13 protein-coding genes are annotated in these 12,982 nt (G+C 68.4%); 11 read left to right on the top strand and 2 right to left on the bottom strand.

Translation table 11 applies throughout. From position 1 onward, the window contains the following. Nucleotides 1-2: 2 nt before the first annotated feature. Together metA and PARJ55_RS0109755 are read right to left on the bottom strand one after the other, a co-directional pair. Nucleotides 3-929, bottom strand: coding sequence for a homoserine O-succinyltransferase (metA, locus tag PARJ55_RS0109760; protein WP_028712865.1), 927 nt, complete (start codon nt 927-929; stop codon nt 3-5). Continuing rightward, the gene (locus PARJ55_RS0109755) at nt 929-1,819 is read right to left on the bottom strand and encodes a hypothetical protein (protein ID WP_028712864.1); all 891 of its coding nucleotides are present in this window, start codon (nt 1,817-1,819) and stop codon (nt 929-931) included. Before PARJ55_RS0109755 ends, metA begins: the two co-directional genes overlap by 1 nt. 271 nt (nt 1,820-2,090) lie before the next feature. Here PARJ55_RS0109755 and PARJ55_RS0109750 point away from each other — a divergent pair, with 271 nt between their 5' ends. The 11 genes from PARJ55_RS0109750 (at nt 2,091) to ftsA (ending at nt 12,899) form a co-directional block, all read left to right on the top strand. Continuing rightward, a complete protein-coding gene (locus PARJ55_RS0109750; protein ID WP_028712863.1) occupies nt 2,091-3,071 on the top strand; it encodes a TerC family protein in 981 nt (326 codons plus the stop codon). Between the two features lie 225 nt (nt 3,072-3,296). Beyond that, nucleotides 3,297-4,466, top strand: coding sequence for a putative peptidoglycan glycosyltransferase FtsW (locus PARJ55_RS0109745; protein ID WP_028712862.1), 1,170 nt, complete (start codon nt 3,297-3,299; stop codon nt 4,464-4,466). After that, a complete protein-coding gene (gene murG / locus PARJ55_RS0109740) occupies nt 4,463-5,566 on the top strand; it encodes an undecaprenyldiphospho-muramoylpentapeptide beta-N-acetylglucosaminyltransferase (RefSeq protein ID WP_028712861.1) in 1,104 nt (367 codons plus the stop codon). Before PARJ55_RS0109745 ends, murG begins: the two co-directional genes overlap by 4 nt. Continuing rightward, on the top strand, nt 5,563-6,990 hold the full coding sequence (murC, locus tag PARJ55_RS0109735) for a UDP-N-acetylmuramate--L-alanine ligase (RefSeq protein WP_028712860.1): 1,428 nt from the start codon (nt 5,563-5,565) through the stop codon (nt 6,988-6,990). The genes murG and murC overlap by 4 nt, the downstream gene beginning before the upstream one ends. Continuing rightward, nucleotides 6,987-7,253 (top strand): DUF2484 family protein, encoded by a 267-nt coding sequence (locus PARJ55_RS0109730; RefSeq protein WP_028712859.1) that lies wholly within the window; start codon nt 6,987-6,989, stop codon nt 7,251-7,253. The genes murC and PARJ55_RS0109730 overlap by 4 nt, the downstream gene beginning before the upstream one ends. Nucleotides 7,254-7,257: 4 nt before the next feature. Further along, nucleotides 7,258-7,626, top strand: a complete 369-nt coding sequence (locus PARJ55_RS0109725; protein WP_028712858.1) for a hypothetical protein — start codon at nt 7,258-7,260, stop codon at nt 7,624-7,626. A gap of 120 nt (nt 7,627-7,746) precedes the next feature. Next, entirely contained in the window at nt 7,747-8,442 is a 696-nt protein-coding gene (locus PARJ55_RS0109720; RefSeq protein WP_028712857.1) for a metal-binding protein ZinT, read from the top strand. A gap of 116 nt (nt 8,443-8,558) precedes the next feature. Beyond that, nucleotides 8,559-9,479, top strand: a complete 921-nt coding sequence (gene murB, locus PARJ55_RS0109715) for a UDP-N-acetylmuramate dehydrogenase (protein WP_028712856.1) — start codon at nt 8,559-8,561, stop codon at nt 9,477-9,479. Between the two features lie 130 nt (nt 9,480-9,609). After that, nucleotides 9,610-10,533: a D-alanine--D-alanine ligase gene (locus tag PARJ55_RS0109710; protein ID WP_028712855.1), complete on the top strand. Its 924-nt coding sequence runs from the start codon at nt 9,610-9,612 to the stop codon at nt 10,531-10,533. Next, nucleotides 10,521-11,543 (top strand): cell division protein FtsQ/DivIB, encoded by a 1,023-nt coding sequence (locus PARJ55_RS0109705; RefSeq protein WP_028712854.1) that lies wholly within the window; start codon nt 10,521-10,523, stop codon nt 11,541-11,543. The genes PARJ55_RS0109710 and PARJ55_RS0109705 overlap by 13 nt, the downstream gene beginning before the upstream one ends. Before the next feature lie 21 nt (nt 11,544-11,564). Then, nucleotides 11,565-12,899 carry a cell division protein FtsA gene (gene ftsA, locus PARJ55_RS0109700; RefSeq protein ID WP_028712853.1) on the top strand — a complete coding sequence of 445 codons (1,335 nt, stop codon included), beginning with the start codon at nt 11,565-11,567 and terminating at the stop codon, nt 12,897-12,899. Nucleotides 12,900-12,982: the final 83 nt, after the last annotated feature.

Genomic DNA, 12,982 nt, shown 5'->3' with positions numbered 1-12,982 from the left:
GCCTATGCCTCGCCGATGCGGTTCAGGTCGAAGGGGGTGGTCTGGTAGATCTCGTTGATCCAGTTGCCATAGAGCAGATGCGCATGGCTGCGCCAGCGGTTCGTCGGCGTCTGGCCGGGATCGTCGTCCGGGTAGTAGTTCACCGGCACGTTGATCGGCTTGCCCGAGACCACGTCGCGGTCGTATTCGTCCTTCAGCGTCGTGCTGTCATATTCGAAATGGTTGAAGACATAGAGCGCGCGGTGGCCGGCATCCTCGATCAGGCAGGGCCCGACCTGGTCCGAGGCGATCAGCGTCCGCAGCGCCGGGATGGCGTCCACCTCGTCCTGGCGCACCTCGGTCCAGCGGCTGACCGGGACCAGCACGTCGTCCGAGAAGCCGCGCAGATAGGGCGAGGCGGGGGCGAGGTTGCGGTGGCGGAAGCAGCCGAAGGCCTTGTGGTCCAGCATGTGCTTTTCGAGGCGATGGAAATGCCAGGCCATCGCCATGCCGCCCCAGCAGACGCCGAAGGTGGAATGCACATGGCTTTGCGTCCATTCGAAGACGCGGGTGATCTCGTCCCAATAGGTCACCTGCTCGAAGGGCAGGTGCTCGATGGGCGCGCCGGTGATGATCAGCCCGTCGAACTTCTCGCCCGTCTCCTCGACCTCGCAGAAGCGGCGGTAGAAGCTTTCCATGTGGTCGGCCGCCGTGTTGCGGCTTTCGTGGTCCGACATGCGGATCAGCTGGAAGTCGATCTGCAGGGGCGTGGCGCCGATCAGCCGGGCGAACTGGTTCTCGGTCTGGATCTTCTTGGGCATCAGGTTCAGAAGCCCGATGCGCAGCGGCCGGATGTCCTGCATCGCCGCCCGGCCCGGCGACATGACCATGACGCCTTCGTTCGACAGGATGTCAAAGGCGGGCAGGTCATTGGGCAGGGTGATGGGCATCATGCGTCCTTTCTGTCGGTCTTTTCTTCGGGGGCCCGCCTGTCGATCGCCTGGCCGACCAGGCGGAGCAGGTCGTCGGGGCTTTTCACCTGCGCCACCTCCTCGGCCAGCAGGGTCACGCCGCGCCGCGCCATGGCTTCGTAGCGCGGCTGCCGGTGGGCCAGCGCCCGGGCATAGGTCCAGCGGATGAAGTCGTCGGGATTGACCTGCTCCTCGGTCAGGCCCTTTTCCACGCGATAGTCGGTCCAGGCGCGGTCGAGGAAGTCCGGCTGGTAATACATCGGTTTCGGCGCGCGGTCGAAGCGGCGCACCAGCTCCTCGGTATGTTCGGCCGAGCCCTTGATCCAGACCAGCAGCAGGTCGCGTTCCAGCGCGTCCAGCACCGGGTCGCTTTCGGCCCAGGGGTCCACCACCTCGCAGACCGAGCCGCCGGAATCGCAGACGAAATTCCCCAGATTGTAGATCTCTTGCGCGCGGCGGATGAAGTGGCCGGTATCCAGCAGCGCCGCGATCTCGGCCATGCGGTGCTGGTCCTGGCGGCGCATGTATTCGTCGAATTCCAGCCCGCCGCGGGTCACGCTGCCGGGCTTGCCCAGATAGGTGGACAGCGGCGCCAGGTTCTCGAAGGTGATGTTGCTGGCGATATAGACCGAATCCGACAGCAGCAGCTCGCGCAGGAAGGGCACCTTCATCGCCTCGCGCTTGAAGTTGTCGGCGATCAGCTCGCCCATGTAGCGGGTGCCGATGCGGTAATCGACCGAATAGTGGAACCATTCCCCCGAGCCGCGCAGCATCGAGGCGAGGAAGGTCTTGCCCAGCCCCGACATGCCGAAGAACAGCACGCGCTTGCGGGGTGCGGCCAGCCATTCGGCTTGGGTCTTGTAGAGCATGGGCGATCCTTTTGCGGGGCTTGGCGATAGTTAGTCCTGCGCAGGGCCAAGGAAAAGGGGTGGCTGTCCCCGCCCCTCGGCCCGCAGCCCGGAAAAGCGGCCGGCCAGCCATTGCATCCCGACCCCGAGCCCCTATCTGGGACGGGCGGACCGGGCCCCTCTGACGACGCATGTCGTGATGTCGGACCGCATCGAGCCTTGCTCGGTGCCAGCCCGGAACCCATTCCTCGCCAAGGCTTCGCACCGGCATTCGTCCAATGCGGAGTCTGACATGGAACCTTTCTACCTGACCCTCTTTCTCGGCACGCCGATCTGGCTGTGGCTGGTCTTCTTCGGCCTCGTCGCGGCGCTGCTGGCCTTCGATCTTGGCGTGCTGAATCGCGGCGACAAGGAAATCGGCGTGACTGAAAGCCTCAAGCTTTCGGCCTTCTACATCACTCTGGGCGTGCTGTTCGGCGGTTTCGTCTGGTATCAGCTGGGCAGCAATGCCGCCGCAGAATACATGACCGCCTTCGTGGTCGAAAAGACGCTGGCGATGGACAATGTCTTCGTCATCGCGCTGATCTTCGCCACGCTGTCGATCCCGCGCCGCTACCAGCACCGGGTGCTGTTCTGGGGCATCCTGGGCGTGATCGTGCTGCGCGGCATCATGATCGGCGTCGGCGCGACGCTGGTCGCGCAATATGGCTGGATCCTCTATATCTTCGCCGGCTTCCTGATCCTGACCGGCATCAAGATGCTGTTCATCGGCGACAAGGAGCATGACATGGGATCGAACCCCATCCTGGCCTTCCTGCGCCGCCGGATGCGGCTGACCGACGAACTGCACGGCCATGCCTTCGTCGTGAAGAGGTCCGACCCCGCGACCGGCCGCATCCGCCGTTACGCCACGCCGCTGCTGCTGGCCCTGGTGATGATCGAGATCGCCGACGTGATCTTTGCGGTGGATTCGGTGCCGGCGGTCTTTGCCATCACCATCGACCCCTATATCGTCTATACCTCGAACATCTTCGCCATCCTGGGCCTGCGCGCGCTGTTCTTCGCGCTGGCGGCGATCATCCACCGCTTCGAATATCTCAAGCAGGCGCTGGCGGTGCTGCTGATCTTCATCGGCTCCAAGGTGTTCCTGGCCGATCTGATGGGGCTGGCGAAATTCCCGCCCGCGGTCTCGCTGGGCATCACCTTCGCCATCCTCGGCGCCGGCGTCGGCTGGTCGCTGTGGCGCACCCGCAAGGACGCGGCGCAGGCCTGAGCGCCAAACCCGCGGCGCCGCGCCCGGCCGTGCGGTAGCCGTGGGTATTTGAGAAACAGAGAAAGCGGGGAGGCGGGGTGCGAGACCCGGCCGTCTCCGTGCGATGTGATCCGGGTTGCCGCAGCGTTAACCAATCCGCAGTAGCGCCTCGGGTTCAATCGCGCTATGCTGCCGCTCAGACCCGGAAAACGGGCGATGCAAACGAGGCAGTGACGGCGGTAACCCATGACCGAGATGGTCTTTGGCACCACGCCCGTGCGGGCAGGTGATCCGATTCTTCCACGCTGGTGGCGCACGCTGGACCGATGGTCCCTGGCCTGCGTGCTGGGACTGTTCGCGGTCGGGCTTCTTCTGGGACTGGCGGCTTCGGTGCCGCTGGCCGAAAAGAACGGCCTGCCGCAATTCTACTACGTCAGCCGCCAGGCGGTCTTCGGCGCCATGGCGCTGGGGGTGATGCTGGTGATCTCGACCTTCTCGCCCCGGCAGGTGCGGCGCATCGGGGTGCTGGGCTTTCTGGTGGCGCTGCTGATCCTGGCGATACTGCCCTTCGTCGGCACCGATTTCGGCAAGGGCGCGGTGCGCTGGCTGCGGCTGCCCGGCGGCATGTCGGTCCAGCCCTCGGAGTTCCTCAAGCCCTGTTTCGTCGCCATCTGCGCCTGGTTCATGGCCGCAAGCCAGGAGGTCGGCGGCCCGCCCGGCAAGTCCTTCTCGTTCGGGCTGGCGGTGATCGTGGTGCTGCTTCTGGCGATGCAGCCCGATTTCGGCCAGGCCTCGCTGGTGCTGTTTTCCTGGTGCGTGATGTATTTCATCGCCGGCGCGCCGCTTTACCTTCTGGGGGGGGTGATGGGGCTGGCCTGCGTCGGCGGCATCTTCGCCTATGGCGCCTCGGAACATTTCGCGCGCCGCATCAACGGCTTCCTCGCGGCCGAGGTCGATCCGCGCACCCAGCTCGGCTATGCCACCAACGCCATCCAGGAGGGCGGCTTCTTCGGCGTCGGCGTCGGCGAGGGCTCGGTCAAGTGGTCGCTGCCGGACGCGCATACCGATTTCATCATCGCGGTGGCGGCCGAGGAATACGGGCTGATCCTGGTCCTCATCATCATCGCGCTTTATTCTACCATCGTCATCCGCTCGCTCCTGCGGCTGCAGGACGAACGCGATCCCTTCGTGCGCATCGCCGGCACCGGGCTGGCCTGCGCCTTCGGCGTGCAGGCGCTGATCAACATGGGCGTGGCGGTGCGGCTTCTGCCGGCCAAGGGCATGACGCTGCCCTTCGTCAGCTATGGCGGCTCGTCGGTGATCGCCTCGGGCATCGCCATGGGGATGCTTCTGGCGCTGACCCGATCGCGCCCGCAGGGCCGCATCGGCGACGTGCTGGGCCGGGGTCGGGGATGAGCGTTCCTCAGGCCCAGCGGCGGCTTTGCCTGATCGCCGCCGGCGGCACCGGCGGGCACATGTTCCCGGCGCAGTCGCTGACCGAGGTGTTGCTGGCCCAAGGCTGGCGCGTGAAGCTGTCCACCGACGAACGGGGCGCCCGCTATGCCGGCGCCTTCCCGGCCGAGGTCGCGCGCGAGGTGGTCAGCTCCGCCACCACCGCGCGCGGCGGTGCGCTGGCCAGACTCGCCGTGCCCTTCCGCATCGCTGCGGGCGTGCTTTCGGCCATGCGCCGGATGCGGACCGACCGTCCGGCCGTGGTGGTGGGCTTCGGCGGCTATCCGACCATTCCCGCCATGTCGGCGGCGCTGGCGCTGAAGATCCCGCGCATGATCCACGAGCAGAACGGCATCATGGGCCGGGTCAATATGGCTTTCGCCCGCCGGGTGGACCGCGTTGCCTGCGGCACCTGGCCGACCGCGCTGCCGCCGGGCGTGCAGGGCATCCATACCGGCAACCCGGTGCGGCAGGCAGTGCTGGACCGCGCCGCCGCGCCCTATCTGCCGCCCTCCTCGGACGGGCCGGTGAACCTCTTGGTCATCGGCGGCAGCCAGGGCGCGCGCGTGCTTTCCGATGTGGTGCCCCAGGCCGTCGCCGGCCTGCCCGAGGAGCTGCGCGCCCGCCTGTCGGTCAGTCACCAGGCCCGGGCCGAGGATGCCGAGCGGGTGACCGCCGCCTATGCCGCGGCCGGCATCGACGCCGTGGTGCGGCCCTTCTTCGACGACGTGCCGCAGCGGCTGGCGCAGGCGCAGCTGGTGGTCAGTCGGGCGGGGGCATCGTCCATCGCCGACATCACCGTGATCGGCCGTCCGGCCATCCTGATCCCCTATGCCGCCGCCACCGGCGACCACCAGACCGCCAATGCGCGTGCCCTTGCGGAATCCGGTGCCGCTGTCGTCCTGCCCGAATCCGTGCTTGACGCCGAGAGCCTCAGGCGCGACATGCGGGACATCCTTTCCGACAGCGCCCGCGCCACCGCCATGGCAGCCGCGGCGCTGTCGCTGGGCCGCCCCGATGCGGCGCAGCGCCTTGCAGAACTAGTGACGGAACTGACCCGATGAACGCAGCGACCAAACTCCCGGGCGAACTGGGCCCCATCCATTTCGTCGGCATCGGCGGCATCGGCATGTCCGGTATCGCCGAGGTGCTGATGACGCTGGGCTACCAGGTGCAGGGTTCGGACGCGAAACGCTCCAAGATCACCGACCGGCTGGAAAGCCTGGGCGCCACCGTCTTCGAAGGCCAGCGTGCCGAGAATATCGGCGAGGCCGGGGTGGTGGTGATCTCGACCGCCATCAAGAAGGGCAATCCCGAGCTTGAGGAGGCGCGCCGTCGCGGCTTGCCCGTGGTGCGCCGGGCCGAGATGCTGGCCGAGCTGATGCGGCTGAAATCCAACGTCGCCATCGCCGGCACCCATGGCAAGACCACGACCACCACCATGGTCGCGACGCTGCTGGACGCGGGCGGCTTCGATCCGACCGTGATCAACGGCGGCGTCATCCACGCTTACGGCTCGAACGCCCGCGCCGGCGCCGGCGAGTGGATGGTGGTCGAGGCGGACGAGAGCGACGGCAGCTTCAACCGCCTGCCCGCCACCATCGCCATCGTCACCAATATCGACCCCGAGCATATGGAGCACTGGGGCAGCTTCGACGCGCTGCGCAAGGGCTTCCAGGATTTCGTCTCGAACATCCCCTTTTACGGGCTCGCCGTCTGCTGCACCGACCACCCCGAGGTGCAGGCACTGGTCGGCAAGCTGACCGATCGCCGCGTGGCGACCTTCGGCTTCAACGCCCAGGCCGACGTGCGGGCCGTGAACCTGCGCTATGAGAACGGCGTGGCGCATTTCGACATCGCGCTGCAAGGCGAGGCCGAGCTGAACGACGGCGAGGTGCCGGTGATCGAGGGCTGCAGCCTGCCGATGCCGGGCGACCACAATGTCAGCAATGCGCTGGCCGCCGTGGCCGTCGCCCGCCACCTGGGCATGAAGCGCGCCCAGATCCGCGAGGCGCTGGCGCGCTTCGGCGGGGTCAGCCGCCGCTTCACCCGTGTGGGCGAGGTGAACGGGGTGACCATCATCGACGATTACGGCCATCACCCGGTCGAGATCGCGGCGGTGCTGAAGGCAGCCCGGCAGGCCACCAAGGGCCGGGTGATCGCCGTGCATCAGCCGCATCGCTACAGCCGGCTGTCGAGCCTGTTCGACGATTTCTGCACCTGTTTCAACGAGGCCGATGTCGTCGCCATCGCCGAGGTCTATTCGGCCGGTGAAGAGCCGATCCCCGGCGCCTCGCGCGACGATCTGGTCGCCGGGCTGATCGCCCACGGCCACCGCCACGCCCGCGCGGTGATGGACGAGGGCGACCTGGAACGGCTGGTGCGCGAGCAGGCGCGGCCGGGCGACATGGTGGTCTGTCTGGGTGCCGGCACCATCTCGACCTGGGCCAACAACCTGCCTGAGCGGCTGACGGAGAAAGCCGCGTGATCGCGCTGGCGAGCCATCCCGCCACGGCGGCGTTCTGCGCGGTGCTCTGGGGCATCGCGGCCTGCCTTCTGCCCTTCGTGCGGCTGCGCTGGCGTCATTCGGCGCTCTGGGCGCTGGTGCTGTGCGGCGTGCCGGTGCTGGGCTGGCTGACCTATCTGTGCGGTCCCGGCTTCGGCGTGCTGTTCCTGTCCCTTGGCCTGTCCCTGCTGGTCTGGCCGCCTTTCGACCCGCGTCGCCGCCGGCGCCGGCACGGCGCGCATTGAGCCCATGGAGATCGTCTGGCTGGTCATCGGCGTCACGCTGGCCGCGACGCTGTGGTTCGGTGCGGCGCGCATGGGTGCGCGCTCCTTCGGGGTGCTGGGGGCGGGGCTGGCGGTGCTGCTGGGTTCGGCCGGCCTGTGCTGGCTGATCGGCGAGGCCAAGACCGGTGGCTATCTTGCCGGCATCGTCGGCATGCTTCTGTGCCTGCTGATGCTGATCGCCGCCGGCGGCGTGCTGGCCGGGACGCTGCTGCGCTGGCTCTACGAACGGCTGAGCCCGCCCGCGCCGCCGCGCGCGGCCCTGCGCCCGGCCTGGGACCTGATGGGCCTTGGCGCCTTCGCCGCGCTAGCAGTGATCCTCAGCGCGGTCGAATGAAGCCGCCCGCCGCGTAAATGCTGCGCCTCCCTTGTCACGGCGGGGAAAGCCGTCTAGGCAATGAATGTGATGTAATCACATTTCATATATGTCTCCGACAACCGCTAGAGGTCTGACCAGATGCAAAGGGCAATCACCACGCAGATCGGCGCGCTGGCGCTGGGTTCGATGCTGTTTTTCGCGGCCGCGGCCGTCGCGCAGACCAGCGATGCCGGCCATGACCACAGCCACGGCCACGACCACGGCCACGACCATGCGCATGAGCACAAGGATGCCGCCCAGGAGGCGATCCATAACGGTTATTTCGAGGACGATCAGGTCCGGGACCGTCCGCTGTCGGACTGGCAGGGCGACTGGCAATCGGTCTATCCCTATCTGCGCGACGGGACGCTGGACCCGGTCATGGCGCATAAGGCCGAACATGGCGACAAGACGGCCGAGGAATATCGCGCCTATTACGAGGCCGGCTACAAGACCGATGTCGACCGCATCACCATCGAGGGCGACCGCGTCAGCTTCCGCAGCGGCGATGCCGTGGTCTCGGGGCAATATGCCGGCGACGGCCATGAGATCCTGACCTATGCCAAGGGCAATCGCGGCGTGCGCTATGTCTTCAGGAAGACCGCGGGCGACGAGGCGGCTCCGCAATTCATCCAGTTCAGCGACCACCGCATCGCGCCCGAAAAGGCCGACCATTATCACCTCTATTGGGGCGACGACCGTGCGGCGCTGCTGCAGGAGGTGACGAACTGGCCGACCTATTACCCCGCTTCGCTGGATGGCGCGCAGATCCTGGCCGAGATGATGGCGCATTGATCGCCGGCCAGGCCGCCGGCCCGTCGGGGGCCGCCGGCTTGCGGCATGCCGCGCAATGCCGGCGGCGCGGATGCGGGCGCATTGACGGCCCGGCCCGCGCTGATTAGGAGCGCGGCATGACCCAGACGCTTCCCAGCCCGCGCGGCGCCCTGACCCCGAACCGTGTCCTTGCCGATCTGACCTGGCTGCGGGTCGGCGGCCCGGCCGACTGGCTGTTCCAGCCCGCGGACGAGGGGGATCTGTCCGAGTTCCTGCGCGGCCTCGATCCGGCGTTGCCGGTGTTTCCGATGGGCGTCGGTTCGAACCTGATCGTGCGCGATGGCGGCATCCGCGGCGTGGTGATCCGGCTGGGACGCGGCTTCAACGCCATCTCCTGCGAGGGCGGCATCGTTACCGCCGGGGCCGCCGCGCTGGATGCCCATGTCGCGCGCCGCGCCGCCGAGGCGGGGCTGGACCTGACCTTCCTGCGCACCATTCCCGGCAGCATCGGCGGCGCGGTGCGGATGAATGCCGGCTGCTACGGCGCTTATGTCGCCGATCACCTGATCTCGGTCCGTGCCGTGGCCCGCGACGGCAGCCTGCACGAGATCGCGGCCGCCGACCTGCGCCTCGGCTATCGCCATTCCGAGATCCCCGAGGACTGGGTCGTGACCGAGGCCCGTTTCCGCGCCGAGCCGGGCGATCCCGCCGAACTGGCCGCGCGGATGGAGGAGCAGCTGGCGCGTCGCGACGCCAGCCAGCCGACCCGGGACCGTAGCGCCGGTTCGACCTTCCGCAACCCGGCCGGCTTTTCCTCGACCGGGCGGGCGGATGACAGCCACGAATTGAAGGCCTGGTCGCTGATCGATGCCGCCGGCCTGCGCGGCCACCGCCTGGGCGGGGCGCAGATGTCGGAAAAGCATCCGAATTTCCTGCTCAATGCCGGCGGCGCCACCGCCGCCGAGCTGGAGGCCCTGGGCGAACTGGTGCGGCAGAAGGTGCGCGAGACCAGCGGGCACGAGCTGCAATGGGAAGTGATCCGCGTAGGCCAGCCCTAGGAACCGGCCGTAACCCGCCGGCATTGCCGGAAATATCGCGTGGAACGCGAAAAGGGACTTTTGCGATTCCGCCCGACCCGCTATCCTGACCCGACAAATACCCGGATCAACCGGGGACAAGAGGCAGAAATTGGCGGGCAGGTCGAGCAGGACAGCCCCGAAAGTCGTGGTCCTGATGGGCGGACCCTCGGCCGAGCGCGAGGTGTCGCTTTCGTCGGGGCGTGAATGCGCGATTGCGCTGCGGCAGGCGGGCTATGAAGTCGTCGAATTGGACGCGGGCAGGGATCTGCCCGCGCGTCTGGCCGAGCATGCGCCGGATGTGGTCTTCAACGCCCTGCACGGCCGCTGGGGCGAGGACGGCTGCGTGCAGGGCCTGCTGGAATGGCTGGGCTGGCGCTATACCCATTCCGGCGTGCTGGCCTCGGCGCTGGCCATGGACAAGTCCCGGGCCAAGCAGGCGCTGCGCGAGGCCGGGCTGCCGGTGGTGGACAGCCTCATCGCCGATGCGGACGAGGTGCGCGCCGGCCATGTCATGGCGCCGCCCTATGTGGTCAAGCCGAATGACGAGGGCTCTTCGGTCGGGGTCTATATCGTGCACGAGGCCGCGAACGGCCCGCCGCAGCTTTCCCCGCAGATGCCGGCCCGGGTCATGGTCGAAACCTATGCGCCGGGCCGCGAGCTGACCGTGGCGGTGCTGGGCGACCGCGCGCTTGGCGTGACCGAGATCGTGACCGAGGGCTGGTATGACTACGACGCCAAATACAAGCCCGGCGGCTCGACCCATGTGATCCCGGCCGCGATCCCCGACGAGATCGCCGCCGCCTGCCGCGAGCAGGCGGTGCGGGCGCATCAGGCGCTGGGATGCCGGGGGCTGACCCGAACCGATTTCCGCTGGGACGAAAGCCGCGGGCTGGCCGGGCTGATCATCCTGGAGGTGAACACCCAGCCCGGCATGACCCCCACCTCGCTTGCCCCCGAACAGGCGGCGCATGCCGGCATGGATTTCCCCGCGCTCTGCCGCTGGATCGTCGAGGAGGCGCTATGCAGGGCCTGAACCCCTTCCACCGCGGACAGGGCGACGGCGGGCGCCCGGCCCCGACGCGCCCCGCGCCTGCGCGCCCGGCGCCGATGGCGGCGCGCGCGCCGCGCAGGGACCCGGCCCCCTCGCGGCTGGCCTATCGGCTGAACCGGATGATGCTGCGGCCCATCGTGCGCCGGCTGGTGCATGTCGGCCTGCCCGCCTTTCTGGCGGCGCTGGTGGCGGGGATCTGGCTGTCGGACGACACCCGCCGCGCCAATCTGACCGGCGGCATCGACGCCATCGTGGACCGCATCCAGCACCGCGACGAATTCATGGTCAAGATGATGACCATCGAGGGCGCCTCGCCGGCGGTGGACAAGGGGCTGCGCGCCATGCTGCCGGTCGAACTGCCGGCATCGAGCTTCGACATCGACCTGGAAAAGCTGCGCGAGCGGGTGCTGAAGCTCGACGCGGTCGAGGCGGTGGAACTGCGCATCAAGCCGGGCGGCGTGCTGTCGGCCGTGGTGACCGAGCGGGTGCCGGTGGTGCTGTGGCGCCATGGACGCGGCATCGAGCTTCTGGACAAGACCGGGCACCGGGTCGCCTCGGTCACCTCGCGCGACGTGCGCACCGACCTGCCGATCATCGCCGGCGAGGGCGCCGACCGCGCCGCACGCGAGGCGCTGGCGCTGATCGATGCCTCTGGGCCCATCCTGCCACGCCTGCGCGGGCTGGAGCGCATGGGCGAACGGCGCTGGGACGTGGTTCTGGACCGCGGTCAGCGCATCCAGCTGCCCGAGGACAAGGCGCTTCAGGCGCTGGAGCGCGCCATCGCGCTGGACCGCGCCCTGCACATGCTGGACCGCGACATCTCGGTCGTCGACCTGCGGCAGGAGGCGCGTCCGGTGGTCCGGCTGGGGCTGGAGGCGCAGAACGCCATCCGCCGCGCCCGCGGCCAGCCCGAGCTTGGTCCGGACGGATTGCCGGTCAAGCCGGAGGCGACGGCGGGCAAGACCGGCAAAAGCACGAAGAAGAGCGGTTAACAGCTTGGGGAGTCAGCGGATATGAAGGATCTGTATCAGGGCCAGCGGGCGATGCGGAACATGCGCCGCCAAGCCATGCAGCGCGGGGTCATCGCGGTTCTCGACATCGGCACCTCGAAGATCGCCTGCCTGGTCCTGCAATTCGACGGCCCCAGCCAGTTCCGCGAGACGGACGGGGTCGGCCCCATGGCCGGCCAGTCGAATTTCCGCGTCATCGGCACCGCCACCACCCGCTCGCGCGGCATGCGCTACGGCGAGATCGAGACCATGGCCGAGACCGAGCGCGCCATCCGCACCGTGATCCAGTCGGCGCAGAAGGTCGCGGGCGTGCGCGTCGATCACGTCATCGCCTGCATCTCGGGCGCGCGCCCGGCAAGCTACGGCCTGGCGGGAGAGATCGTGCTGCCCGCCGGCAAGGTGGGCGAGGGCGACGTGGCCCGCGTGCTGGCCGCCTGCGACGTGCCCGATTTCGGCCGTGGCCGCGAGGTGCTGCACGCCCAGCCGGTGAACTTCGCCCTGGACGGTCGCTCGGGGCTGTCGGACCCGCGCGACCAGTCGGGCGGCCGGCTGGCCTGCGACATGCATGTGCTGACTATCGACGGCGACGCGGCCGGCAACCTGGTGCATTGCATCCGGCGCTGCGACATGGAACTGGCGGGGGTGGCCTCGGCCTCCTATGCCTCGGGCCTTGCCGCGCTGGTCGAGGACGAGCAGGAACTGGGCGCCGCCTGCATCGACCTGGGCGGCGGCACGACCGGGGTTTCGGTCTTCATCAAGAAGCACATGATCTTCGCCGATGCCGTCCGTGTCGGGGGCGAGCTGATCACCCAGGACATCGCCAAGGGGCTGCGGGTCAGCCATGCCGTGGCCGAACGGCTCAAGACCCTGCATGGCGGGCTGGAGGCCACCGGCCGCGACGACCGCGAGATGATCGAGCTGGGCGGCGAGACCGGCGACTGGGAAACGGACCGCCGCAGCGTCAGCCGCGCCGACCTGATCGGCATCATGCGCCCGCGGGTCGAGGAGATCCTGGAAAAGGTGGGCGAGATCCTGGATGCGGCGGGCTTCGACTGCATGCCCTCGCGCCAGATCGTGCTGACCGGCGGCGGCAGCCAGATCCCGGGGCTGGACGTGCTGGCCTCGCGCATGCTGGGGCAAAGCGTGCGCATCGGCCGGCCGCTGCGCATCCAGGGCCTGCCGCATAACGCCACCGCGCCGGGCTTTTCCTCGGCCATCGGGCTGGCCCTGCTGACGGCGCATCCGCAGGACGAATGGTGGGATTTCGACATGCCCGCCGAACATTACCCGGCGCGCAGCCTGCGCCGGGCCTATCGCTGGTTCCGCAACAACTGGTAGGCGAGCGGAACCCGGATGCGGTGGTGTGGACCGGTGTCCACACCACATGGTGGAGAATGGGCAAGATACCGCCGAGAATAACA

Source organism: Paracoccus sp. J55, from assembly GCF_000513975.1.
Taxonomy (GTDB): Bacteria; Pseudomonadota; Alphaproteobacteria; order Rhodobacterales; family Rhodobacteraceae; genus Paracoccus.
Note: the sequence above shows the minus strand (reverse complement) of the source record. Positions and strands in the feature narration are given on the sequence as shown.

Excerpts from the sequence above, each read along its gene's own strand:
- PARJ55_RS0109725 (WP_028712858.1), top strand. The coding sequence starts at position 7,258 with ATGGAGATCGTCTGGCTGGTCATCGGCGTCACGCTGGCCGCGACGCTG.
- murC (WP_028712860.1), top strand. The coding sequence starts at position 5,563 with ATGAACGCAGCGACCAAACTCCCGGGCGAACTGGGCCCCATCCATTTC.
- PARJ55_RS0109750 (WP_028712863.1), top strand. The coding sequence starts at position 2,091 with ATGGAACCTTTCTACCTGACCCTCTTTCTCGGCACGCCGATCTGGCTG.
- murB (WP_028712856.1), top strand. The coding sequence starts at position 8,559 with ATGACCCAGACGCTTCCCAGCCCGCGCGGCGCCCTGACCCCGAACCGT.
- ftsA (WP_028712853.1), top strand. The coding sequence starts at position 11,565 with ATGAAGGATCTGTATCAGGGCCAGCGGGCGATGCGGAACATGCGCCGC.
- PARJ55_RS0109745 (WP_028712862.1), top strand. The coding sequence starts at position 3,297 with ATGACCGAGATGGTCTTTGGCACCACGCCCGTGCGGGCAGGTGATCCG.
- metA (WP_028712865.1), bottom strand. The coding sequence starts at position 929 with ATGCCCATCACCCTGCCCAATGACCTGCCCGCCTTTGACATCCTGTCG.
- PARJ55_RS0109705 (WP_028712854.1), top strand. The coding sequence starts at position 10,521 with ATGCAGGGCCTGAACCCCTTCCACCGCGGACAGGGCGACGGCGGGCGC.
- murG (WP_028712861.1), top strand. The coding sequence starts at position 4,463 with ATGAGCGTTCCTCAGGCCCAGCGGCGGCTTTGCCTGATCGCCGCCGGC.
- PARJ55_RS0109755 (WP_028712864.1), bottom strand. The coding sequence starts at position 1,819 with ATGCTCTACAAGACCCAAGCCGAATGGCTGGCCGCACCCCGCAAGCGC.
- PARJ55_RS0109720 (WP_028712857.1), top strand. The coding sequence starts at position 7,747 with ATGCAAAGGGCAATCACCACGCAGATCGGCGCGCTGGCGCTGGGTTCG.